This window comes from Wolbachia endosymbiont of Drosophila willistoni (genome assembly GCF_040084705.1).
Taxonomy (GTDB): domain Bacteria; phylum Pseudomonadota; class Alphaproteobacteria; order Rickettsiales; family Anaplasmataceae; genus Wolbachia; species Wolbachia pipientis.
Window position 1 is genome coordinate 963,538 of record NZ_CP157591.1, and the last position, 25,230, is coordinate 988,767.

The window sequence follows — 25,230 nt, forward strand, 5'->3', positions numbered from 1 at the left end:
ATTATATGCTACAAAACTTTTTAACTATTGGTCAAAAAATTCCTTTTTTCAGTGTGAAAGAATACTTGGACGATCGATCGCCAACACCAGAGTATATAATCTCACCAAGAATTTTAACAAAAAGAGGCTTATTGGTACTGGGTGGCCTACCTAAAATCGGCAAAAGCGACTTTTTGATTTCATGGCTCGTTCATATGGCTGCAGGTGTTTCTTTTCTTGGTATGGCTTCAAATAGACCTTTAAAAATTTTCTACATGCAAACTGAAATTGAATATGAATATATGAAAGAACGTTTGCAACAACTTGATAATGAACTTTTGAATGTAGCTGCTAACAACTTAATCATTACGCCAAAAGTGCACTTATCATTTAATCATGATGAAATAAGTGAAATTAAGGAGATTGTAAATGAACGCTTTAAACCTGATGTTTTGGCCATAGATCCATTACGTAACATCTTTAGCAGTGAATATGGGAATGAAAATGATAATAGTGCTATGCTGTTCTTTCTGCAAAAGACTCTTGAGAAGCTACGCAGTGCTGTCAATCCAGATGCTTGTATTGTACTCACTCATCATACAAAAAAATTATCGAAAAAGATGCTCGAAGAAGATCCATTTCAAGGCCTAAGTGGTGCTGGATCTTTACGTGGATTTTACAGTACTGGTATGGTGATGTTTGCTCATGATGAAGAAAGCAGTGCACGCCAGATAGTATTTGAGCTTCGCAATGGTGAACGCGTGCCAAACAAACTTGTCGATAAGATAAATGGTCATTGGCAGCTAATGGAATAGCTAACTTTCACTTTAAAGTCAACTTATAGGAGAGCGTATGCTACAAGATTTTTTAACTGATTTTAATAATGCAAAACTGCAGAACAGTTTAATACCGAAAGGTACAATAGTCAAGGTAAAAATGGCAATAAAGCCTGGAGGTTATGAAAATTGGTTCACTAAAAACTACACTACTGGCAGTATCTATTTAAATGTAGAATTTACCGTCACTGAAGGCTCATATGCAAAACGCAAGATTTTTCAGATTATAGGTATCAAAAATGGCAAAGCAGAAGGTGAAGAAGACATCTGGGGAGAATCTGGACGTTCTATGCTGCGTAGTATTTTGGAATCATCCAGAAATATTCATGCAAATGACACTTCAGAGAAAGCAGTGACTGCTAGAAGAATAAACTCTATAGCTGATTTCAACGATTTAGAGTTTACAGCAAAAGTAGGCGTTGAAACTAATAATACATACGGAGATAGAAATAGGATTACTACAGTTATTACTCCAGAATTACAAAAAAGTTTTCAAGATGATTGGTTGCCATTTTGAAGTATGACGAAGGAAAGTTGTGGGCTGCTGTTATTACTAGAGCTATTCAGGATGCAGCAGGAAAAAACCCTAAACTTAAAAAAGAGGCTTGTCAATGGATTCGCTCACGATCTTTTGAAACTGTTTGTGAGCTGGCTAATCTTGACTTTAAACGTCTAAAAAATATGTTGAACAAATTTGGAATAAACAAGGAGAATTTTATGGATTTTTCATCTAAAAATGCTTTGAAAATAAAATCATTATTAATTAATAACATCAAAGATTGTTTATCTTATTTGTTACCTGAAGGCAAATCTTACCAAGATAAATTCTATATTGGCAGTAGAAATGGAAATAAGATAATAGTTGAAATGGAAGGAGAAAATGCAGGAAATTGGTACAACCTGATCGAAGAAAAGAAAGGAAATATAATAGACCTTTGGACTTTAGTTAAAGGTAATATAGATTCTGCTGAAACATGGTTGAACGGTAAAGATGAAAGAAGTTCCATATTACAAGAAAAACAAAACGAAGAAAAAGCATTTTCTGTAAACCATTACTTAAACGATAAATCACCAATGCCAAAAGATATAATAGGCCCAAGAATTTTGACACCAGGTGGTCTTTTGGTCATAGGTGGTACTCCAAAGATTGGCAAAAGTCATTTTCTTCTTTCTCTATTAGTACATCTGGCAGCAGGAAGATCATTTCTTGGCATGAAGCCTACAAGACCACTAAAAATATTCTATCTACAAAACGAAATGGAATATGATTACATTAGAGAACGTATACAACAACTCAACAAACTTCCTCATTTAGCAACAGAAAACTTAGTTGTGACGAACAAGATGAATTTGACCTTAAATGAAGAAGGTATAGAAAAAATAAAAAATATGGTAGAGGAAAAGTTTGATTTAGTTGTGATTGATTCTCCTTATAATTCCGTTAACTATGGTCTGCAGCACGCAATAGAAAAACTACGTTCCAAGATTAATCCTATGGCTGGAATAATCATCATAAATCACACCAAAAAAGTATCTACCTCTACATTGGAAAAGAATCCATTTCAAGCTCTCGTTGGTGCTAACGCTTTAAGAAGTTTTTATACATCTGGAATAGTAATATTTCAACCCAATAAACATACAAATATCTTACAAGTAGTATATGAACTTAGAAACGGTAGATCTATACCAACAAAATTCATCAATAAGATTAATGGATGTTGGAAAACTGCTAACGTTATAGCTAGAACATAAAAATTCTTCAGGTAGGTATGGATATTTATTGTTCACAAAGAAATGGACATTATAAATTATTAGGGAAGAAAGAACAATTAAGAACTCAACTCCTATCAAATATAAGGTCATGTCTTTCTTATTTACTGCCAAGAGGAACTTTTCGTGGTGATAAGTTCTATGTAGGTGATCTACAAGGCAATAAAGGACAAAGTATGATAATGGAGTTAACTGGCAGTAAAGCCGGATTATGGCATGATTTTTCTACCGAAGAAGGAGGAGATATTTTTGATCTTTGGGCTGCTGTTACTGGAAAAAATCAATTTACTGATACGATAGAAGATATTGCTAAGTGGATTGGTTATTCGGAAAAAAATAACACTCTGGGGCAACCAACGGCATCATGGAACTATTACGATGAAAGTGATCAAGTGATTGTTACAGTTTATCGTTATAACACTGATTCAGGAAAAAGATATCTTCCTTTTGATGTAAAAAGGTCTAGTTTTACTCTACCAGAGACCAGGCCTTTATATAATATTCCAGGTATCGTGAAATCTGATAAGGTGATTTTAGTTGAAGGTGAAAAGTGTGCAGATGCTCTGATAGAGCAAGGTATGACTGCCACACTGCAATGTTAGGAGCAAATGCACCAATAGAAAAAACAGACTGGTCACCACTTAAGGGCAAGCATGTTATTATTTGGCCAGACAATGATGAACCAGGTAAACAATATGCTGAGAAAGTTGTGAAAAAGCTTACTTTTCTTGGTGTTTTATCACTTACTCTTCTTGAAATACCGGAGAATAAACCAAAGGGATGGGATTCAGCTGATGGTATAGAAGAAAAGATGAATATTCCTGAATTCATTGAAAATAACTCGAAAAAAATCATCGTTAAGCAATTGCTTAATATTCAAGAATGGAGCGTAGAACGTTTTATAGGTCCAGTACCGGAGCAAAAGTTTCTTGTTGAAGGGTTATTTCCTTTAGGAGTGACATCTATTCTAGCTGCAATGGGAGATACTGGTAAAGGTATGCTTCTGCTTGATTTAGCACTGAAAGTTGCGAGTAGAAAAGATCAGCCATGTGGTTTTGGTCCTTTAGTTACTGAACATGGATCTGTTGTAATATTCTCTGCAGAAGATGATATGAGTGAAATACATCGTCGTTTAGAGCGTCTTGACTCACAATGCGAGAGATTAAAATATAAGGATAGGCTCTTTATTGTACCATTACCAAATGTTAGTGGATCACTTACAATCATAAAGAGTGTTTCAGGTAAAGTTATAGAGACTTCTCCTGAATTTGAATTGATAACAAAACAACTTAATAAAATAAAAAACTTAAAATTAATCGTATTTGATCCACTTGCATCATTTGTGCACGCTGATTTAAATACTGACCCAGCCGTAGGCGATTATTTGATGTCTTTATTATCTGATTTAGCAGGTAGCACTGGAGCATCAATAATTACTGCTCATCATATGAGAAAGCCAAAAAGTGAAAAACCTATATCGACTGTTGAGCAAGCACGTGATGCCATTAGAGGTACATCTGCTCTTGTTAATGGTGTTAGGTGTTCATACGCTTTTTGGTCTGTGGAAGATGCAGCTAAACCGACAATTTTTAAATCAATAGGAGAATCTGTAAGACAGAACGCATTATTTTATGGAGCAATTGTTAAAGCAAACGGTTTGGCTGATCGCACTTTACGCACTTATTTAAGAAATGAAGAAACAGGATTGTTAGAGGACATAACTGAAAGATTAAGAATAAAAAATATGAACGAAAAAGATTCAAAGCAGCATCTTATAACTGCAATTACACGAGCAGCAATTTCTGGACATCCATTTCCCATACAGGAAGTACAGGAGTGTATAAACAGCGGCATAGACTACCTGAGGAGTTTCACAGTATAGGAAGAGATAGAATGGAGCGTATAGTTCAAGAGCTGTTACAAACACGGAAGCTGGTTAAGGGAATGGCTACTGGTTCAAAAGAAGATAAATGGCTTGACATTCCTAGCGGACCATTTGCTCGCGGCGTTGGAAAGTTTAGCTGTGGAGCTGAGCTATTCTCCTAAAAAATTTTTCTGATATAAAAAAATATTTTGATTTTTGCGGACGAATTTTGAACTCACCGTACATATATAATATAGGGGGAAAATGTCAATACTCACACAATCAGGTCGAGCAGCAATAGCCGCCAGCATAAAAGAACAACCCTTACATCTTGCTTGGGGCAGTGGTGATGGAAGCTCTGGAAGTAGCCACAAAGTAGAAAAAACTTTCGTTAAGGGTGAAATAAAACTTGATCATCAACCTATTAAAGATGTGAAGGTTTTTACAGGGCAAACAACTTATCAGCCAAGTATAGATTACACAGTTGATAGCAGTACTGGTGTAATTATACGTACGGAAAATAGCTCTATTCCAGCAAGTGATAAAGTTACTGTAGAGTATACTGAAAGCACACCACCTGAACCTATAAATTCTATAAAGCTCTTGAATGAGCTTGGCAGACGTACTGCAGATGAAGTGCTATTCTGCACAGGTGATGAAAACGGCGAACTTATAACTCCTTCTGGAAGGTTTAGGCCCTCAAATGTACCAACCAATAACTTGTACCTTAAATTTACTTTCGATTTCACGGATGCAGCAAATCAAGTTATACGGGAATTAGGGGTTATGGTTGGTACAAAAGTAAAGGAGAAAGCACCTCCTGGACAGAGATATTTTGAACCTCAAGATATAGAAAATCCTGGAATCTTGTTAGTTTTAGAACACACCGTACCACTTATCAGAACTGCAGCAACCAGGGAAACTTTTTCATTTGTTGTAACTTTTTGAATTTTTCTAGCATTAAATGACTTTAAACGCCTATTATAACCGCTTTAATCCTGACAAAGAATACGAAAAAAGCTTGTTTCTAGCAGGAAGAGGTCTACAGTCTGCAGAACTAAACGAGACTCAGGAGTATGCTCTCTCTAAGATTAAAGGCATAGGCGATGCAATATTTCGTGATGGTGATGTTATAACAGGAAGCAATTGTATTATAGATAGAGAAACTGGTAAAGTTACACTTGAGGGAGGAAAAATCTATCTGCGCGGTGCAGTTAGAAAAGTTGAAAAAGAAGAATTTGTTATTCCACTGAGTACCACAGTTCGCATAGGTGTTTATTATGTAGAATCTACGATTACAGAACTTGAGGATGAAAACCTTCGTGATCCTGCTATTGGTACAAGAAATTATCAGGAAGTAGGAGCTGCAAGGCTTAAAGTTTCCACCACTTGGAGTTATCAAGCTGAGGGTGTGACTACTAATGCTTCAGGAGAATTTTATCCAATTTATAACATTGAAAATGGAGTATTGATAGAACATTCACCGCCACCACAAGCAAATATAGTAACTACTGCTCTTGCTCGTTATGACAAAGAAGCAAATGGTTCCTATGTCGTAAATGGCCTTGAAGTAATGTTCCTGCAAAAGGAAGAGGGGGAAGGAGGAAAAAAAATATTTGTGATTAATGAGGGAAAAGCTCATGTTGATGGCTATGAGATTGAGTTACCTCACAGTATTCGCATTTCTTTTGATGAAGATCCAGATATAAAATCAGTTGAATCAGAACCACATACTTTTCAGCCAAATAGCCAAAGGGTAATGGAGCTTAAAGTTAATGATTTCCCAATAAGTGAAATTAAAAAAGTAGATATAACTGTTCAGAAAACTATTACCATTACTCATGGTTCATATTCAGGAGCCATTGATCCAATACCTGACTCTGCAGTACTTGAGATTATTCAAATTAAACAAGGCAATGTTATTTATGAAAATAGTGTAGATTATAAACTAAACGCAGGAAACGTTGATTGGTCATTACCAGGCAAAGAACCTGCACCTGGAAGTAGTTATCAAATAACTTATCGTTGCCGTACCCACGTAAGCCCTGAAGATATAAGTGAAAAGGGGTGTAAAGTAAAAGGAGCAGTTGATAACAGCTTGGTTTTGATAGATTATACCTGGAAAATGCCCCGCTTTGATTTAATCACTATAGATGCAAAAGGAGTGGTGAGAAGAATCAAGGGAATTGCCCATCCCTGGAGACCATCAATGCCTAGAGCGCCTAGTGGACAACTTTTGCTCTGCCACATTCACCAAACATGGAAAAACGGAGAAGGGGTAAAAATAGTGAATAATGCTATTCATGCTGTACCGATGAATGAGCTTGAAGCAATGAAAAAAGGAATAAATGATCTTTATGCGCTGGTTGCAGAGGAACGTCTACGCAGTGATGCAAATTCAAGAGAACCTACCACCAAAAAAGGAGTATTTGTTGATTCGTTCTTCGATGATGATATGCGTGATCAAGGAATTTCGCAGTCTGCAGCGATAGTAAACAAGGAATTAATTTTACCAATAGATGTAACGATTGCTGATATTGATGGAGGAGAAAAAACTTATTTGTTGCCGTATGAACTTGAACCGGTACTGGAGCAGCTTTTACAGACCAAAGGAGAAAAGATCAATCCATATCAAGCTTTTGATCCAGTCCCGGCACAAATTACTCTAAATAAAAATATAGATCACTGGACAGAGGTTACCACGAATTGGAAAAGTCCAGTAACCAGAGTATTTAATGTTAAAGAAACAACAGAGCTGCTGTCAAGTACCTCATACGAAGCTGAATTTATGAGAGAAGCAGTACAGAATTTTGAAATTGAAGGTTTTGAGCCAAATGAAAAGCTCAAGGAGATAAAATTTGACGGTATGAGCATTCAACCTATGGCATAAGAAATATGTTAACAGCTAACAACCAGGGGAAATTAAAGGGAAAGGTGAAAGTGCCGGCAAATATTCCAGCGGGTACTAAATTAGTACAGTTTTATGGCGATAAAGGAAGCTATGGAGAAGCAACGTATACTGGTAAAAAAACTATTACCATAGAAGAAAGAAGAAGAGTTATCGCAGCAAGAAGAGTTGATCCTTTAGCACAAACATTTACTTTAAATGAAAGCAGACACATAGGAGGTGTGGAGTTATGGTTTGTAAATAGCGGCAAAAAACGTGTTGTTGTGCAGATTAGAGAAACAGCAGTGGGAGTGCCCTCACAAACTTTTATCGCTGAAAGCTATATTGAGCCAAAAGATATAAAGATAGATGGCACAGCAACACGTATAGAGTGGTCACCAGTGTTTTGCCATGCAGGACAAGAGTATGCAATAGTTTTGCTAACCGATGATGCAGATACTGCAGTAAAAATAGCAGAACTTGGCAAGTATGATGCAGTAAATAGTAGGTGGGTAACGAGTCAGCCATATCAAGTAGGAGTATTACTATCATCAAGCAATGCAAGTACCTGGACACCACATCAAAATTTAGATTTAACGTTTCGACTACTAGCTGCAAAATTTAGCGAAGTTTCTCATGTTATTGATCTGGGAAAAGTGACAGCAAACAATACTTCAGATTTAATAGTTTTGACAAACGTCGAAAAAGTAGCATTTGATACTAATGTAGAATTTATTCTAACAGATGAAGAGGGAAAAGAAAACTTTTTGTCTGATAATTTGCCGCTTGCACTGCGTGAAAGATTATCTGGAGAGCTAACAGTAAAGGCAAATTTAAAAGGGTCAAAAGAAAAAAGTCCGGTTCTTTATCCTGGGTTACAGTTAGTTATGGGTAATATAGGGGAAAAAGGAGATTATGTTACAAGAAGCATTACAGCAGGAGCTAACACTAAGATTACCATAACATATGATGCGCTAATACCTGGCACTGCAGATGTTAAAGCATATGTTCAAAAAAATGTTGAAAGAGAAGAATGGCAATTAGTAAATTTAACATCAGGGAAACCAATTGGAGAAAATTGGGTAGAGAGAACTCATGTGCTATCAAATTTTAATGGCAATGAGACAAGGATAAAATTAGTTTTAAGTGGAACAGTTGTCTATCGTCCTAAAGTCAAAAATCTACGAATCATTATCACTTAGCAGAATGTCAGATGATAAAACAAGTAGAGGATATTCACTACCGCATCCAGAGAATATTGCTGTGCAAGGTGTTGTTCGTATTCGTACCACAATTGAGAAAATAGATGAAGATATTACCGAAAGAGAAGATGAGCATAATCAACTAAAAAATAATTTTAAACGATTTAGATTTGAAACTTTTTTGAATTTTTGGGAATGAAAGAAGCAATATACCAAAGGATAAAGGATTTAGCAGCAAACAGCACACCTGATCAACTGGCATATCTTGCAAAATCGCTGGAGTTGATAGCAGATAAAAAAGCTATTGCTGACATTGTGCAGATGACTGAGGTAAAAGAGATAATTGATGCACTACAAAAGAGGCTTAAGGATTTAGCAGTAAACAGTACTCCAGATCAATTAGCATATCTTGCTAAAGCATTGGAATCAATAGTCGACAAAAGTGCAGTTTCTGAAATTGTACAGATGACAGATGGTAAGTTAAAAGAACTTCTTGATAGTGCAAAAAAACACTTAACTGATCTGGATAATAAAAAAGCTAGTTCTTTAGCAGTGATCTCTGAATCAGAGAAGCAGTTATTAAAGAGAATTGATGAAAAAGGAACAACAAATTTATCGCTACTTGATACGAGAAAGAATGCCAATATTGCAGCAATAAATAGCATTAGTAACAGTCATAAAGATGGTCTTAAAGGTTTAGTGAATAACTTCCGTACTGTTAATGATGTGCCAAGCGGTTCATCGATTATGAGGGAGATAAGGAGCAGAGAAAATCAACTAACAACTAAGCTTAACTCTATAAATGATGTACCAAGCGGCTCATCAATCATGAAAGAAGTAAGAAATCGTCACATGATTGAACCTGGAGCATTACCTTTTTTATTTGGTGTACTAAGTAGAAAAAATAATTACTTTGGTCACGGAACTTTTACAACTGAGCTTGGTCAGTGGAGTAGTGATATAACAAAAACAGACTATATGCTACAACTACTAGCAGGTACTCACACATATGATACAAGCTATGTTAGTTTTTATCGGCCAAGACAATTGTGCTTTTTAGAGGGAAGCAAAGGTACATTTATCTATGGAGAATCATACCCAAGATTCATGTATGATGGATTTTCTGAGCAATTCAATATGCTGAAATACCCTTATGCTGCATTGGGAGTAATATTCGTAAAAAACACAAGCAATGTAGATATAAGTAAAACTATAAACTTTGTTGGATCTGCAATGTGGTATAAAGATGAAGTTAATTATGGAGGAGCAGGATTATTTATAGGTACACCTGATAAAACTAATACAAGGAAGTCAGAGATTTCGAGAATTACTTGGACACGTATTTACCAGCATGAAATTAGCAGTTCTGAATTTATTGGATCAGGTAACATAGTCATTCCAGCAGGAAAAACTGTTACAGTGTTACTTTATACGTCATCTAATCTTCACTCAGAAGGTGAAAGAGTTGGTGAGACACCTGAGTTCTTTGCAAGTGAGCATGCGTATAGCACAATCTATGGTCAATTTATACAGTGGGGAATTTATAACATACGTAGCAATTTTCTCACCACAGGGCTTGAGATAGATGTAGAGAGGACGCTAAAAGCTTGGCAATGTCCTGGATTATCTAACACATATGAGCTCTGGAGGTAACAAACAATGTCTATTTACATTAGATTTGAAAATCACAAACAAGTAGAAACAACAACGCTTGAAAGTAAGCCAACTGGAAATGATTGGTATGAAGCGCCAGAAAACTTTGAATGGCAAAAGAGTTATCAGTTAACAGAGGGAGAAGAAATTGTTGAGAGGAATAAGAAAGACATTGAGTTGGAGTTACTTGAAAATGCGAAACTTTCTGTACTTTCTAATCTTCGCGTTTATTTTAATAACTATACTAACGAATACGCTGGAAATTCTCACCAAAAAGCTAAATCGTATCAAATACAAGAAAAAGCCGCAAAAAGCATTCTAGCAGCACCAGAATCTATGAATGAAAAGGATGCAGAAATTATAGAGCCTTTAGCAAAAGTACGTGGTATTACAGTTATTGAAATGGCAAGAATAATCGAGGAAAAAGCCAAAAAAGCAGAAAAAGCAATAATCAAATGTGAAGAACTTGAAGATGTAGCCAAGAGAAAAATTGAGGGAGCCAAGAATAAAGAAGAGCTGCAAACTTTGCTAGATGATTGTAAACAAAAAATGCAAAGAGAGCTAAAAAGGGGCAAAAGATGACAGAACAGTTTCTACATGGAGTAAATGTTATCGAGGTTACCTCAGGAGCGAGGACAGTACAAACAGCTAAATCATCGGTAATTGGCGTAATTGGTACTGCACCTGATGCTGACGGGCAAAAGTTTCCACTGAATAAACCAATATTAATAGCAGGAAGTTTAAAGGAAGCAGCAAAACTTGGGAAAAGTGGAACACTACCTTCTGCAGTAAATGGAATATTTTCCCAGATTGGTGCAACAGTAGTAGTTATTCGAGTTGAAGAAAGTGAAAACAGCGATCCAAAATTAAAAAAAGAAGAAACGCTGAGAAATGTAATTGGCGGTGTTGATAAAGAAACCGGGGATTATCAAGGCATTCAAGCGTTCTTAAGCAGTGAAAGTATAGTTCATGTTGCGCCAAGAATACTCATTGCACCTCAATTTACTCACCAACTCCCAGAAGATGGCAAAAATCCAGTAGTTGCAGCATTAATTTCTGTAGCAGAAAAACTGAGAAGCATAATAGTAGCAGATGGTCCAAATACCAATGATGAAGAAGCAATAAAGTGGAGAAAAAGTGTAGGCAGCTCAAGAGTTTACGTGGTTGATCCATGGGTTAAGGTACTTATCGAAGGAAAAGAAGAAATCTTGCCTCCAAGTTCATTTGTAGCTGGTTTAATAGCTAAGATAGACAGCGAGCAAGGCTTCTGGCATTCACCTTCAAATAAAGAAATAAATGGTATTGTTGGAACAAGCAGGCCTATTGATTTTACTCTAGGTGATACAAATTGTAGAGCAAACCATTTAAATGAAAATGAAGTAACAACGATAATTCATCAAAATGGCTATAGGCTTTGGGGAAATAGAACATGTTCAAATGACTCGAAATGGGCTTTTCTATCAGTAAGGCATACTGCAGATCTAATCAATGATAGTCTACTTCGGGCTCACTTATGGGCAGTTGATCGCAATATCACCAAAACTTATATAGATGATGTGATTGAGGGGGTGAATTCCTACCTAGCAAGTTTAAAAGCACAAGGGGCGATTATCAGTGGAAAATGTTATGCAACTCCAGAACTCAATACACCAACAAATATTGCAAGCGGAAAAGTGTCTTTTGATTTTGAGTTTACACCGCCATATCCAGCTGAGCAAATAATATTCAGATCCCATCTTGTAAATAATAGTGTAATAAGTTAGGAGAAAGCGAAGTGTTACCCAAAATACTGAGAAATTTTAACGTATTTGTAGATGGTCGTGGTTATGCAGGAAAAATAGATGAAATAACCTTGCCGAAGCTTACCATAAAAACCGAAGAGTACAGAGCTGGTGGTATGGATATTCCAATAAATATTGACATGGGCATGGAAAAGCTTGAAGCAGACTTTACTTTTGCTGAGTATGATTCAGAACTATTTAGACTTTTTGGCTTGATAGATGGAAACTCAGTATCTTTAACGCTCCGTGGAGGAATGCAAGGTAATGATATTGAAGCAGTAATAATCAATTTAAGAGGCATTTTTAAAGAGTTTGACTTTGGCAACTGGAAACCTGCTGAAAAAGCAACGCTTAAATGCACTGTAGCTGCCCATTATTATAAACTTACTATAGGTGGTAATGAATTAATAGAGATCGATGCTGAAAATATGATTAGAAAGATAAATGGCGTTGATCAAATGGCCTTGCTACAAACGATTCTAGGGATCTAATATGGTTGACAAAATTACATAAAAATGTTAAAATATAAGAAGTTGTAGGTATATAGTTAATATGGATTCTAAAGCTCATACAAATTCCATAGAGCAGCTAACTGGTTTACTTGTTAGTGTAGCACAATCTCAAGACAAGTCCGTTTTAAAGTTATTAACTGAATTAATGGAAGAAGAAATTGAAGATATGGAATTATCTAAGATTGCTGACGAACGCTATAAAGAAAAGAGGGTTAAACATCAAGATGCCTTCTGGGATTAAGCCTTACAATATAGACTATTCAGAATCTGTTATAAAGAAAGACATTCCGGCTCTTCCAGCAAAAGTAAAGTTAATGATTAAGAAGGCAATAATGGAGCGTCTAACAGTTGATCCAATTGGACTTGGAAAGCCATTAAAGCATAACTTAAGTGGACAACGTAGTCTACGGGTGAGTACCTATCGTATACTTTATTATATAGATGTACCAGAACATACAGTAGTTATTACTTCAATTGAACACAGAAAAGATTCTTATCAAAGCTAATCCTATTTATAGCACCATACAAAGAAATTAGTTATGTAAAAGCCGATATAGACTTTTATTTAATTAACTTTTTAAGGAGGAACATGCAAGCTATAACACTTAATAACCCAATAACAGTTGATGGAATTTCTGTCTCAGAACTTACTGTTAGACGTCCAAAAGTTAGAGACTATCTTGCAATTGAACGCTTAAATGGTAGTGACCTTAGTAAAGAAGTAACTTTGACTGCCAATTTGACATCAGTTGCAAAAGAAGCAATTGAAGAGTTAGATATTGCTGATTATGTGAAAATTCAAGAGGTATTAAAGGATTTTTTTTCACCGATTATCCAAAAAACTTGAGATTAGAAGTATTAATGTTCAGCTCTGTTGTAGGAGGCGGGGTTGAACAAATACTTGATATGGAGATTAATGAATTTATCTTATGGCATAAAGCAGCGAGGAAGGTACAATGTCAACATTATCTATAAAAATCGGAGCAGTTTTAGATGGCAGTTTCAGTACTGTAATAAAAGGAAGTAGCAGTCAACTTACTCATCTTGGTGAGAATATAAGAAAGCTTGACTCATCTTTAAAATCAGTATCAAAGTTTAAGCAGTTAGGCCATGATGTTTTGACTAGCAAGAGGTCATGGAAAGGCTTTGAAGATCAAGTAAAATCTTTAGCTAAACAAATGAAGGCAATAGAGAAACCGAGCAAAACTTTAAAAGCAGAATTTGACAAGGCCAAAACCTCTGCAATAAAAGCAAAAGAAGCATATTTGAAAAAGAGAGATGCTTTGCATTCATTTAATGAAGAAGTAAGAAAAAGTGGAAGAAATATTAAGTACTTAGTAAGTGACCAACATAAACTTGGCTCTTCTATTGAAGTATTAAAAGGTAAGTATGGTAAGCTTGGATCTGCAATACGTAGTCACCAAAGTTTTTTAGCAAGCAAAGCACATTTTAAGTCACAAATTATAGAGACTATTGGGCTAGGGCTAACGCTTGCAGCTCCAGTTAAAGTTGCAATTGACTTTGAAAGTGCTATGGCTGATGTTACAAAAGTGGTAGATTTTAAAAAAGGAACGGATGAAGCAACTAAATTTGCAAAGAAGTTAAAAGAGATGTCACGTACTATACCATTATCAGCCGCAGAACTGGCACAAATAGCTGCAAGTGGTGGTCAACTTGGTATCAAGAAAGAAGATCTTTTTATGTTTACAGAAACAGTGGCAAAAATGTCTACAGCATTTGATATGTCTGCAGAGCAAGCAGGTGATTCTATAGCTAAACTCTCTAACGTTTATGGAATTGATGTTAGTAAAATGGAATACGTTGGTAATGTAATCAATCACTTATCAGATAACACTGCTGCCAAAGCAAAAGATATGGTTGAAGCTCTAGCAATAGTTGGTGGTACTGCAAAACAATTTGGTCTTGACATCAAGGAAACAAGTAGTTTAGTAAATGCCTTCGTTAGTTTAGGTAAACAACCAGCAAAAGCTGCAACTGCTATAAATGCTCTACTTAGTAAACTTCAGACTGCTGAAGAACAAGGAGGGGATTTTAAAGCAGCATTAGAGCAAATGGGCATAACTGCAGAAGAAATAGTACAAAGAATAAGCGAAAACGGCGAAGAAGCATTACTCTACTTTTTTCAAGCTCTAAAGAAAATGGATAACCAGGAACGTTCTACAATCCTTATGAAACTTTTCGGTCAGGAATATCAAGATGATATTGCATTATTAGCTGGAAGTTTTAACAAATACGAAGATGCTATAAGGTTACTATCTGACACAGAAGAGTACAAGAGCTCGTTGCAGAAAGAATTTCAAAACCGTGTAGACACCACAGCCAGTAAATTACGACTTCTTCGCAACGCAATAGCTGAAGTTGGTATGAACCTGGGTTCAGTGATGCTGCCTACTTTAAAATCTATAGCTGAATTTTTACAAGAAAAAACTAGAAGCATAGCGTTATTTGCAGAAAAATATCCAACTTTAACCAAAGCAATCATGGGTACTGTAGCAGCCTTGATAAGTTTAAAAGTTGTAGCAGTGGGACTAGGATACGGATTTACATTGCTAGGAAGTACGATTTTTAGTCTGAAAGCAAACCTACTTGGAGTATTTTCATTTTTATCAGCTACAGTTTTTCCTGCAGTAGTAACAGGACTAAGAGCAGTAACACTCGCTATAATGAGTAACCCTATAGGACTTTTAATTACTGGACTTGTCACTGGCGCAGCACTTGTTATAACTAACTGGCAAAAGGTAAAAGACTTTTTCTCTAGCTTTTGGAAATCGATAATAAAACCCATAGAAGAAGCTTTTTCATGGATAGGTGAAAGTATATTTGGAAAAGTATTGGGAAATAGCCCACTGAAAGAGTTTGAAAAAAGAAAAACTGAAGTAAAAGCAGTGCACACTCCCCTAAAAAGTAATATTCTCAACAGTGGAAATCCTGTGCTAGGTAACAGTATAATTAAAGAATTTTCAAAGAGAAATAAAAATAGCTTCAGAGTCAAAAGCCTTATTGAGGAGAAAAAGTTTACAGAGAGCGATAAGATATTTGCAAGGAGTAAGTTTGAAAATAAAGAACAAAATAAAACTCAGAACATCACTAATAATTACACTATCAGCATTAAAGCAGAACCTAACCAAGATGTTCGTAGTCTTGCAGATGAAGTAATAAAAAGGATAAGAGAAAAGTCACGTGATGTTTTATTTGATACGGTAGAGACATTTTATTGATGCTATCTCTTGGTCCGTATAAGTTTGCTCCCACAAGTTTAAAGTATAGCAGAGAAAATCGTTGGAGCACGATTGAGTGTATTGAAAATATGCCACTATTACAAAATATCGGTCAAGGTGTAGAAAATATAGATTTAGAAGGAATGATTTATCTGCATAATCTCAACGTGCTAAATCAATTAAAGAGTGTGAAAGAAACTGAAAAACCACATATTTTAGTAGATAGTTTAGGTAATATTTTAGGACAATTCGTAATTACTAGGTTAGAAGAAAAGCAGATGTATTTTTTACCTAATGGACTACCGAGAAAAATTGAATTTAGTTTGAGTTTAAAAAGCTATAGATGACTATATACTATGTGAGTAAAGAAAATGAGATGTTAGATCTGATTTGCTGGAAACATTACGGATTTACTGATGGAGTAGTGGAATTAGTACTAGCAGAGAACTTGGGTTTGGCAGAATACGGAAGCTTTTTGCCCGCAGGATTAAAGATAAAGCTTCCTACTATTAAGAAAATAGTACAAAAGTCAAAATTAAAGGTCTGGGAATAAATGCAGCCAGATTTTATAATAGATAAATGTGAATCAATTAAAGATAGAGTTATATCATTGCACCTTACAGATGAATCAGGAATAATAGATGATGTAGTTGAAGTGTGTGTTGATTACAGGGATGAAGACATAGATATTCCGAATGAATTGAACATAGCACTAGGTTATAAGGAATTTGGAATCTTTCCAATGGGTATATATACAGTCAACGAAGTGACTATACAGGGTCCACCTAAGACTCTACTAATCAAAGCTCATGCAACAAATTTAAGAATATCTTTGAAGGCAAAAGTATCAAAAGAATGGCGCCAAATTACCATAGAAAACTTAGTAAAAGAAATAGCCCAAAAACATGGATATGGATACAAAGTCGCTGAGGAATTTAAGGATGTATTGATACCCCATATTAATCAGGCAGATGAAAGTGATATAAGTCTGTTAACAAAGATCGCAACAGAGCGTGAAGCAATGGCAAAATTAGCTGGTGGGTATATATTATTTATTTCAAAAAACATGGCAAAATCAGCCACAGGAAAAGCTTTAGGAACAACGACTATTAGACCTCAAGATACAATTAACTGGAAAGTGCATTTTACCGTACGTGATAAGTATAATTCAGTAGTGGCAAAGTGGCATAGCTATGAAAAGGGCGAAACTATTAAAGAAACAGTTGGTAGCGGTGAGCCAAGTTATATTATGCTGGAACTTTACTCAAATGCAGAGTCAGCACTAAGTGCAGCAAATGCCAAGTTGAAACAATTGAAGCGTAACAATGAAACTTTAGATGTAACTATGCCTGGTAATCCTCAAATTTTTGCAGAAGCTAAACTTAATCTTCTAGGTTTTAATCAAGCGTTAGATGGTGAATGGATAATTAATAGAGCGGAGCATACTTTAAATAGCTCGGGTTACCTTACTATGTTGTCAGCATCTTTGAGTAAGTAATGTTAAGAAAAAAATGAGTAATGATCTATTTAATATTAAGAAACTGTGTGCCAAATATGAAAAAAATAAAGTATAATGAAAGAGATAAACTACATTTCGTATGGTTCATACTATTAATAGTATGCGTTGTTATTACTTATTGCTATCAAAAATCTAAAGCTACAGATAATTATAACAAAACATTACAAGTGGCTACTAGTAATTGCAACTTAGGAATAGTAAAACTTTTAGTAAAGGATATGGCTCCAAACTTGAGTGGAACAACGTTACATTGTGCAGCAAGAAAAGGATGTTTAGACATTATCAGATTTTTAATAGAAGAGGAAAAAGTAAATATAAACGCACTTGATAGAAATGCATTTAAAAGAATAGCTTTACATCACGCTGCAGGTGAAGGACACCTAGAAGTTATTAAGTTTTTATTAGATAAAGGTGCAGATCCTAACATTAGAGACACAGATGGGAAAAACCTAAGAGATGTAGCTGTGCTAAGATCACGGCACAATAAAGATAAACCATACGATGAAATTATACACTTGCTCTATAATGCTGAAAAAGAACATGAATCTGAGCAGTAATATTTCGTAACCGGAAACAAGAAGTAGTTGAAAGATTACACAGTTAGGAGAAACATGCAAAATCAAAAAATCCCAATTACAGTAATTATCACGTTATTAATACAAACAGTAGCATTTATATGGTGGTTATCCAAGTTAGACTCAAGGGTACAATTTCACGATAAACTTATTGAATATGGTTTAATGGAAAAAGTATTAGTACTTGAGGAAAGGGTAAAAAATCTTTCTGAGGAATTGGATGAGCTTAAAGCTGATTTTAAGTAATTATTCTTCTACTTTTGGTGTATAAGGATCAGATTGAGATTTACGATCCTTCCAGTTTTCGATGTATTGCTCAACTAGTGGAGGATCTCCTGTTATAATCAATAGGTTTTCAGCATTTCTTTGCTGAGCGGTATCTGAAAAGTTAAATGATCCGGTTATGATTTTTTGCTCATCAATAATCATAATTTTGCTGTGTGAAATTGCAGGTTTATAGTCTATGTATATCGGTATTTTTTGCCTAAATAATTCATTGATGACACTGTATTTTGAGCTGACCTGTGATTCATCTAGGATAACCCTAATATCAATACCACGTTTTTTTGCTCTAATTAAAGATTGTGCAATAGGCTTTGAAGTAAATTGATATGCCTGAATTAATATGGATTTTTGAGCTTGATCTATAGCATTGGTTATTTGTTCGGCACAATTTTCCCTAGGTGTAAAACAGACTGTAGTTTTTGGACAGGTAACACAACCTGATAAAAGTGAGCAAGTTAACAGAATTAATAAATATCTAATCATGAAAAAATACATCCTTTCAGTTGACGGAGGAGGCATAAGGGGCATAATACCAGCCATTATTCTAGCAGAAATAGAAAAGAGAGCAAGAAAACCGATAGCTGAAATCTTTGATCTTATGGCAGGGACCTCAACCGGTGGAATTGTTGTAGCTGGATTATGTAAAAAAGATAAACCTCAATATTCAGCCAATGATTTAGTCGAGCTTTACCAAAAATACGGGTCATATATTTTTAAATCTTCATTTTTGAGAAGATCAATATTTTCTTGGCTTAATTGCGCACAATACCCACATAAAAATATTGAATTTGTACTGGATAAATATTTTGGCGATGATATCCTTAAAAACACTTTAAGTAATGTGTTGATTACGAGTTACGACATTTACAATAATTGCCCATTTTTCTTCAAAAGCTGGAAAGAAGGTAATATTAAGCTGAAAGATGCACTCAGAGCTGCAACGGCTGCACCTACTTATTTCATACCAAAACATCTAAAAATTAACCAGATAAACAGAGTATTAGTGGATGGCGGAGTGTTTGCTAATAATCCAGCGGCTTGTGCATATGCAAGTGCTAAGAGGTTATTTCCAAATGATGATATTCTACTGTTATCGATAGGTACCGGCAGAACAGATAGAAGTATAAGGTATTCTAACTCGAGGAGATTTGGAAAAATAGGCTGGATAAAACCACTATTACATGTGATGTTTGCTTCAAGTTTAGATGCAGTAAACTATCAACTTGATCAAGTAATAGCTGATAAATATATACGAATACAATCGCAATTAAAAGTAGCATCACCTGATATGGATAATATTACATCAAAAAATATCAAATCTCTTCAGCAAGAGGCAAATGAAATGATAGAGGATAATCAGAAAGTGATAGAGAAATTCTGTGATATTTTATCTTGATACGTAGAAATGCCAAAAAAATTCTGTAGCAATGGATATCTCTTCTCCAAAAAAATGTTTTAAGAAGCTAAGCCAAAAATACTACTTCAAAAATGGCTTCAAAAAACTGAAAAGAAAAATAAAAAAATTAAATCCAATATAGGGAGCAAGAGATTAGCATTTTTACTGACAGTTGCCACACCAGCGTTCAATTTAGCCAGTACTAACCATCAGCATCAATTTTAAAAACATTAAAGAAGTTAACGCAAATTAGCAGCAAAATCTAAAGAAGCTGAACTGAAAAATCCAGCAGAAATTCAAGATTATGGCCATACTGTTAGCTAAAAAGTCAATGTCTGCTAATCCAGGTTGGCTTTGTTGCATAGCTAGTGTTGGTTGAGGTTATTGTAAGAAGAAAAGCTTTTTAATATATGGCTACTAACGCATTTTGTTGTAAAATAGGCATTTTTCAAACAAGTACAACTTATGCCACAAAAAATGAGAGTAAGTAACCAAAGAGAATATAACGAGTTTCTCAAAAAAAGAGGAAATGTTTTTCATTTTGTTAATCAAGCCATAGAAAATTGGTATGAAAATAGTCCAAAAGTTGCAGGTGGCAATAACACTTATAGTGATAAAGTTGTAATTTTAATACACATAATAGTTCATCTTTTTAGAATTGGCTTGAGACAAGCTGTAGGTTTTGTAAAAGGTTATATGGTACAAATAGGCAAAAAACTTAAGATTATCAGCTATACACAAGCTTCCAGAAGATTTAAAAAGCTTAATTTGAAGATTGATGACCATAGAAGCAATAAAGATGATCTGGAAAATGTTGAAATTGCCGTAGATAGCACTAGAGTTAGTATCTACAATAATAACGGTGGCATAGTAACTCGAAAAAGAAAATACAGTGGTTATGGTCAAGTAAGAAAATTACATGTTATTTTAAACATAAATGATAAGAAAGCAATAAGCATGAACTACACTAGTGGTGTTGCTGTAGACTATTTGCCGGTCTGCGATATGTTAGAAGAAGTCAGTGATAAATATAACATTTGTTCTATTCGAGCAGATGCGGCTTATGATATAAAAAGTGTGTATAAAGAATGCAGAAAATACAATATTGTGCCTATTATTCGCCCTAGGAAGGATACTAAAATTTGTTTAGCTGACTACTTATCAGAAAGAAACAAGTATATTAGTAGAATTAGGTCATATGAGAATTATGAAGATGGCATTAATGCATGGAAGAAAAAAGTTAACACGGTCTTATATTGAAGTCTTTTTCTATAGGTTGAAGCAAATATTTGGGTTTGGCTTGAAAAATAAATCAGAGGTAAATCGTGAAAAAGAGCTGTTAATTAAGTGCTACTTATTGAACAAATTTACTGATATAGGTATGGCTAAATTTAAATTAGCTGCATAAATTCACTGTGATTTACATGCCTATCAGTGCTATGCAACAAAGCCATCCAGGTTCATATAAGGGAATTTTCCCTGATTTCAAAAGTTCTTAGTATTTATGTCAAACGCTTACATTGTACCAGATACTACTCCTAATCCTTAAAAATATAGTTTAGCATCTAAAATAAACACCATTAACAATTTGAGTCATACACTTTTGTTGTTACACTATTTTTCTTAATTGCCTTACCTTCTGAATAAGCTATAAATAAAGTTGATGGTATTAATATTAAAATACCATACAAAGCACTTTTATCAGGTAATTCATTAAATATAACGTATGCTACTATTGCAGAAATTATTAGCTCTATGTATCTATACGGTGCAAGTGCAGTGGCATCAGTAAGAGCAAAAGCTTTTAATGTGAAGAACAGAATTAGATTTGAATTAATTCCCAAAATCAGTAGTAATACTAATTCTAACAAGGAAGGCAAATGCCAATAAAACAGCAAAGGCACAGTGGAAAAAATAGTTGTTGTTAGAGCTGAATAAAATAACATACTTATTACGGACTCTTTTATTGCGAGTTTCTTATTAAGTATGTCTAATATAGCAAAGATTAATGTAGATACAATAAAAATAAGAATTTTAGGATTAAAGTCTTCACTATAAGCTTTGGTAGTAATAGCAATACCAACAAAGCCAATAACAGTTACTGACCATCTTTGCCAAATTATATTTTCATTTAGTAAAGGGATTGCAAGAAGTATAACAAATAATGGTATAGAAAAACTTATAATTGTTGCAGTTACTATGGGAAAAATAGCTAACCCATAGGTCCACAAGGTTATTCCAACAAATAACAATACTCCTCTAGTTATCTGAATAGATATTTGACTTGTTTTAAAAGCTTCTCTTCCATAGTAAAGCATAAAAGGTACAAGGGTAATAGTGCTAAATAAAAAGCGGAAAAAGATTACTTCAAAACTTTGGAGATGTAAACTTAGATATTTTGATATAGTATCATTAGCTACACTACTAAGTAAACTGAGTATAAACCAGGTAACTCCAAGCAAATAAGCTCTTAATCTGTGATCCATAAAACTCCCAATTTAATATTTTATGAGATAACTTTACTATAAAAAAGATCAATACTAGACAAGTTTTCCTCTATCTACTGTTTAACCATATTCATAAATATTTAGTAGAAATGATTTGAGAAGTATTATATAAAGTGCAGCTTTATTGTATAATTTTAATAAACAGAAATGCTAAGAGGTTGTCCGGAAACAAGTAAAAGGCTATAATATCTGAAATTTTAGTACGGGGTAAAGATGAGAAAAAAGTATCCAACAGATCTAAGCGAAAGGGAATGGGCAAGAATAGAAAAACACTTCAGAGTATCATACAAGAAAGGAGGAAGGCTGCCAAAGTATAGCAAAAAAGAAATATTAGAAGCAATTTTCTATGTATTGCGTACAGGGTGTCAATGGCGGTATTTACCAAATGATTTTCCGCTATCGAAGACTGTGTATGAGCAGTTCAGGCAATGGAAGAAGCAGGGAATTTTTGAGAAAATGAATTATGAAATTACAAAATATAGTAGAAGAAAAATAGGAAGGAATGAGCAGCCGAGTGCCTGTATAGTAGATAGTCAATCTGTAAAGACTACAGAAAAGGGGGGATCAAAGGCTATGATGGAAGTAAAAAAGTAAAGGGTAGAAAAAGGCATATAATTACAGACACTCAGGGTTTTATACTAGGTTGTTACGTAGGCGCTGCTAACGAAAATGATAGAGATGGTATTAAAATAGCATTAAACAATATGAGAACAAAATATACTAAAGTTAAAAAAATGTGGGCTGACATGGGATACCAAGGAAGAAATTTAAAGAATCACATAAAGGAAGAATATGACATAGATATTGAAATTGTTAAAAGGCCTCCATGTAGATTTTGGGTGCACAAAGATACGCCACCTGAGCTACTACCAACAAGAGAACAAGGGTTTAAAGTACAGCCAAGAAGATGGGTTGTAGAAAGGACTTTTGCTTGGGTTAATAGGAATAGAAGGCTATCGAAGGAGTATGATTTACTCACAACATCCACTGAGAATTTCATATACCTAGCTATGAGTAGGGTTATGTTAAAGAGGGAATATGCTTGAATTTACTTGTTTCCGGACAACCTCTAACTGATTTTTTTGTAATATATGATAATACTTGCGAATACTATCACATTATCAGGAAAAGTAATCGGGAGTACTGACGGCTGTGCCAACTAGCTTCTCTGCTAGCATTAGCAATATGTGTTTTCAGTGTTAGCTGTGAAGACGTTAAAGAAAGTTATCAAACAAGCAAATTAGCAGCAAAACTTTACGAAAATGCTTCAGTTGAGTCAGCTAAACAAATTTTCAGAATAGATGTATTAAATACGTAACCATCTTTACTTATATCTTAATGTAATATTTCTCAGTACCGTCTTTAACACAATTCAATTTTCACACTCATCAGCAGTTAGGCCACTTGCTCGCAAAATAACATCAGTAGAAACACCCGCCTTCACTAGATTTTTCGCAACCTTGATCTTTTCTGTTTTTTTTACTTTCTCTTTGCTATTCTTCATATCCCTAGATAAAAATTTCTTCACTAATTCTTGCTCTTCAGTTTTTCTTAGTAAATTAAGTAGTTCACTATCTTCATTTGTTTTAGGCAGCAGAACTTTAATATTCACTGATAATCCTTCTGCTATTTCATATAATTTATCAAATAGTATGGTAGTATAACCTCTTTCATATTCATGTATTTCCTTGAGTGTTACGCCAACTTTATCCGCTAAATCTTTTTGAGTATACCTTCTTATTAACCTCCATTCTCTTATTCTTTGCCCTATTCTGTAATATATAGAATCAGTGCAGATTTCTCTCTCTGTATTATCATACTCGTAAATAGATAAGCCGGTTGCCTGGGAAATTATGTCAACTGAAACTCCTTCTTTAACTAGATTTTTTGCTACCTCTAATCTTGCCTCTTCTTGATTAATTTTTTCGCTAATATGAACAAACCTGACTAATGAAGGTACTATTTTGCCTAACTTTTGATTCTCATATATTTTCGTTAGATAGAGTATTTCCTCGTCTTCATAGCTGTCTTCCCTTACTATTACTGGTTCGGGTAATAAATCTTATAGCATTAACTGACAATACTCTTGCTATTACATATAGTACTTCAATTGGAATAGGAATATACCCATTTTCATAGCTGTTTACTTCTTGGTATGTTAAACCTATTTCACTTGCCAATTCTACTTGAGTATGCCCTCGCATTAACCTGCTATCTTCTATTTTTTGTCCTATTTTGTAGCTTATAGAACTAATATCGCTTACAGAAACAAACATATATACCTTACTTAGAAATAAATTTTCATGCAATTTGATCAACGGATAAACCGATTATTTGCAAAATAATACCAATAGAAATTCCCCCTTTTACTAAATCCTTTGCAACTTTAATCCTTTCTATCTCTCTCACTTTCTCCTCACAAATCCGTATCCCTTCAAACAAAGACTTTATTAGTGCATGCCGTAGTTCTTGGCTCTCAATTTCTTTGTATTCTTTAATTAAATCAGGTAGCTCATTTTCCACTCTACTACCTTCATCTTCCTCTGTTAGTAGATCTGTAATACTAATCGATAATGCTTCTGCTATCTCATATAATTTTCCCAGTGGAGTAGCTACGCGTCCTTGTTCATAGTTGCTTATTTCGTCACGTGTTGTATTCATTTTCTCTGCTAAATCCTTTTGAGTATACTCTCTCACTAGCCTCCATTCTTTTATCTTTTTTCCTACTTGGCAGTATATAGAACCAACTTTTTCTTCAATACATTCATCAGCAGGCAGACCAATTGTTTTTGCAACAATATCAACAGAAACTCCTGCTTTAACCAAACCCTTTGCAATTTTTATTTTTTCTGATTTTTTACTACTTTTTTCACTAACTTTGACAAATTTAGTTAATAAACAAAACATCCTACGTAACTCCTGATCATTAATCTTTTTATATTCTCTTACTAGATTTAATATTTCTCCTTCCTCATTTTTAAAGCCGATTTTCTCCTTTGATGCAGTAATGAGATCGGTAATACTTACTGACAATGCACCTGCTATAGCGTACAACCTTTCGATTGAAATTCTACGATTCCCTTTCTCATATTGCAGTATTACCCAGTATTTTACACCAATTTTCTCAGCTAAATCTTTCTGAGTATACCCCCTCTCTAACCTCCAACTTTTCACTTTTTCCCCTACTTCATAGTCTAAAATTTTTTCCACGCAAAGAACCATACA

The 25,230-nt window shown here is 34.6% G+C and carries 26 protein-coding genes and 2 pseudogenes; 24 read left to right on the plus strand and 4 right to left on the minus strand.

The window, feature by feature from the left end; genetic code table 11:
- Positions 1-5 precede the first annotated feature (5 nt).
- The 21 genes and pseudogenes from ABL518_RS04900 to ABL518_RS05000 all read left to right on the plus strand — a co-directional run bounded on the left by ABL518_RS04900 (position 6) and on the right by ABL518_RS05000 (position 18,063).
- The gene (locus ABL518_RS04900; RefSeq protein WP_348994367.1) at positions 6-794 is read left to right on the plus strand and encodes an AAA family ATPase; all 789 of its coding nucleotides are present in this window, start codon (positions 6-8) and stop codon (positions 792-794) included.
- 37 nt (positions 795-831) lie between these two features.
- Positions 832-1,332, plus strand: coding sequence for a hypothetical protein (locus ABL518_RS04905; RefSeq protein ID WP_010082125.1), 501 nt, complete (start codon positions 832-834; stop codon positions 1,330-1,332).
- Complete coding sequence (locus tag ABL518_RS04910) at positions 1,317-2,567, plus strand: AAA family ATPase (protein ID WP_251371783.1); 1,251 nt, start codon at positions 1,317-1,319, stop codon at positions 2,565-2,567. The genes ABL518_RS04905 and ABL518_RS04910 overlap by 16 nt, the downstream gene beginning before the upstream one ends.
- 17 nt (positions 2,568-2,584) lie before the next feature.
- A pseudogene (locus tag ABL518_RS04915) lies at positions 2,585-4,631 on the plus strand (AAA family ATPase).
- Positions 4,632-4,713: 82 nt separating this feature from the next.
- Positions 4,714-5,397 (plus strand): hypothetical protein, encoded by a 684-nt coding sequence (locus ABL518_RS04920; protein WP_010082176.1) that lies wholly within the window; start codon positions 4,714-4,716, stop codon positions 5,395-5,397.
- Positions 5,398-5,413: 16 nt separating this feature from the next.
- On the plus strand, positions 5,414-7,339 hold the full coding sequence (locus ABL518_RS04925; protein ID WP_095742650.1) for a DUF4815 domain-containing protein: 1,926 nt from the start codon (positions 5,414-5,416) through the stop codon (positions 7,337-7,339).
- A 5-nt stretch (positions 7,340-7,344) separates the two neighbouring features.
- Positions 7,345-8,538 carry a hypothetical protein gene (locus ABL518_RS04930; protein ID WP_010082221.1) on the plus strand — a complete coding sequence of 398 codons (1,194 nt, stop codon included), beginning with the start codon at positions 7,345-7,347 and terminating at the stop codon, positions 8,536-8,538.
- Positions 8,539-8,542: 4 nt separating this feature from the next.
- On the plus strand, positions 8,543-8,737 hold the full coding sequence (locus ABL518_RS04935; RefSeq protein WP_010082220.1) for a hypothetical protein: 195 nt from the start codon (positions 8,543-8,545) through the stop codon (positions 8,735-8,737).
- Positions 8,734-10,191 (plus strand): hypothetical protein, encoded by a 1,458-nt coding sequence (locus ABL518_RS04940; protein ID WP_010082219.1) that lies wholly within the window; start codon positions 8,734-8,736, stop codon positions 10,189-10,191. The genes ABL518_RS04935 and ABL518_RS04940 overlap by 4 nt, the downstream gene beginning before the upstream one ends.
- Before the next feature lie 6 nt (positions 10,192-10,197).
- Positions 10,198-10,773 carry a hypothetical protein gene (locus ABL518_RS04945; protein ID WP_010082218.1) on the plus strand — a complete coding sequence of 192 codons (576 nt, stop codon included), beginning with the start codon at positions 10,198-10,200 and terminating at the stop codon, positions 10,771-10,773.
- A complete protein-coding gene (locus ABL518_RS04950) occupies positions 10,770-11,954 on the plus strand; it encodes a phage tail sheath subtilisin-like domain-containing protein (RefSeq protein ID WP_010082217.1) in 1,185 nt (394 codons plus the stop codon). Before ABL518_RS04945 ends, ABL518_RS04950 begins: the two co-directional genes overlap by 4 nt.
- A gap of 11 nt (positions 11,955-11,965) precedes the next feature.
- On the plus strand, positions 11,966-12,463 hold the full coding sequence (locus ABL518_RS04955) for a phage major tail tube protein (RefSeq protein WP_010082216.1): 498 nt from the start codon (positions 11,966-11,968) through the stop codon (positions 12,461-12,463).
- A 61-nt stretch (positions 12,464-12,524) separates the two neighbouring features.
- Positions 12,525-12,725, plus strand: a complete 201-nt coding sequence (locus ABL518_RS04960; protein WP_007303020.1) for a hypothetical protein — start codon at positions 12,525-12,527, stop codon at positions 12,723-12,725.
- On the plus strand, positions 12,709-12,990 hold the full coding sequence (locus ABL518_RS04965; protein ID WP_010082215.1) for a type II toxin-antitoxin system RelE family toxin: 282 nt from the start codon (positions 12,709-12,711) through the stop codon (positions 12,988-12,990). The genes ABL518_RS04960 and ABL518_RS04965 overlap by 17 nt, the downstream gene beginning before the upstream one ends.
- Positions 12,991-13,073: 83 nt before the next feature.
- Positions 13,074-13,331, plus strand: coding sequence for a phage tail assembly protein (locus tag ABL518_RS04970; RefSeq protein ID WP_010405430.1), 258 nt, complete (start codon positions 13,074-13,076; stop codon positions 13,329-13,331).
- A gap of 109 nt (positions 13,332-13,440) precedes the next feature.
- The gene (locus tag ABL518_RS04975; RefSeq protein ID WP_095742648.1) at positions 13,441-15,723 is read left to right on the plus strand and encodes a phage tail tape measure protein; all 2,283 of its coding nucleotides are present in this window, start codon (positions 13,441-13,443) and stop codon (positions 15,721-15,723) included.
- Positions 15,723-16,070, plus strand: coding sequence for a phage tail protein (locus tag ABL518_RS04980; RefSeq protein ID WP_022626303.1), 348 nt, complete (start codon positions 15,723-15,725; stop codon positions 16,068-16,070). The genes ABL518_RS04975 and ABL518_RS04980 overlap by 1 nt, the downstream gene beginning before the upstream one ends.
- Entirely contained in the window at positions 16,067-16,276 is a 210-nt protein-coding gene (locus tag ABL518_RS04985; RefSeq protein WP_010081876.1) for a tail protein X, read from the plus strand. Before ABL518_RS04980 ends, ABL518_RS04985 begins: the two co-directional genes overlap by 4 nt.
- Positions 16,277-17,221, plus strand: a complete 945-nt coding sequence (locus tag ABL518_RS04990) for a contractile injection system protein, VgrG/Pvc8 family (RefSeq protein ID WP_095742647.1) — start codon at positions 16,277-16,279, stop codon at positions 17,219-17,221. It begins immediately after the preceding gene.
- A 56-nt stretch (positions 17,222-17,277) separates the two neighbouring features.
- Complete coding sequence (locus ABL518_RS04995; protein WP_095742854.1) at positions 17,278-17,799, plus strand: ankyrin repeat domain-containing protein; 522 nt, start codon at positions 17,278-17,280, stop codon at positions 17,797-17,799.
- A gap of 54 nt (positions 17,800-17,853) precedes the next feature.
- Positions 17,854-18,063, plus strand: coding sequence for a hypothetical protein (locus ABL518_RS05000; RefSeq protein WP_019236585.1), 210 nt, complete (start codon positions 17,854-17,856; stop codon positions 18,061-18,063).
- Here the strand turns inward: ABL518_RS05000 and ABL518_RS05005 are convergent, their stop codons facing one another.
- A complete protein-coding gene (locus ABL518_RS05005; protein ID WP_095742646.1) occupies positions 18,064-18,585 on the minus strand; it encodes a phospholipase D family protein in 522 nt (173 codons plus the stop codon). It lies immediately after the preceding gene.
- On the opposite strand from ABL518_RS05005, the gene ABL518_RS05010 reads away from it, so the two are divergent.
- Positions 18,584-19,498 carry a patatin-like phospholipase family protein gene (locus tag ABL518_RS05010; RefSeq protein WP_010082204.1) on the plus strand — a complete coding sequence of 305 codons (915 nt, stop codon included), beginning with the start codon at positions 18,584-18,586 and terminating at the stop codon, positions 19,496-19,498. The genes ABL518_RS05005 and ABL518_RS05010 overlap by 2 nt on opposite strands.
- A 465-nt stretch (positions 19,499-19,963) precedes the next feature.
- Positions 19,964-20,758 (plus strand): transposase, encoded by a 795-nt coding sequence (locus tag ABL518_RS05015; RefSeq protein WP_010082203.1) that lies wholly within the window; start codon positions 19,964-19,966, stop codon positions 20,756-20,758.
- 320 nt (positions 20,759-21,078) lie between these two features.
- Here ABL518_RS05015 and ABL518_RS05020 read toward each other — a convergent pair whose 3' ends face one another.
- Positions 21,079-21,984: a DMT family transporter gene (locus ABL518_RS05020; protein ID WP_010082202.1), complete on the minus strand. Its 906-nt coding sequence runs from the start codon at positions 21,982-21,984 to the stop codon at positions 21,079-21,081.
- A gap of 234 nt (positions 21,985-22,218) precedes the next feature.
- Here ABL518_RS05020 and ABL518_RS05025 point away from each other — a divergent pair.
- Positions 22,219-23,051 (plus strand): IS5-like element ISWpi1 family transposase gene (locus ABL518_RS05025; RefSeq protein WP_095742620.1). Its coding sequence is split into 2 segments (ribosomal slippage): positions 22,219-22,588 and positions 22,588-23,051, totalling 834 coding nucleotides; the frame shifts between segments, so codons are not numbered across the junction.
- Positions 23,052-23,377: 326 nt separating this feature from the next.
- On the opposite strand, the pseudogene ABL518_RS05030 reads toward ABL518_RS05025, so the two are convergent.
- Positions 23,378-24,281: pseudogene (locus ABL518_RS05030) on the minus strand (helix-turn-helix domain-containing protein).
- 25 nt (positions 24,282-24,306) lie between these two features.
- The gene (locus ABL518_RS05035) at positions 24,307-25,227 is read right to left on the minus strand and encodes a helix-turn-helix domain-containing protein (protein WP_010082271.1); all 921 of its coding nucleotides are present in this window, start codon (positions 25,225-25,227) and stop codon (positions 24,307-24,309) included.
- Positions 25,228-25,230 lie beyond the last annotated feature (3 nt).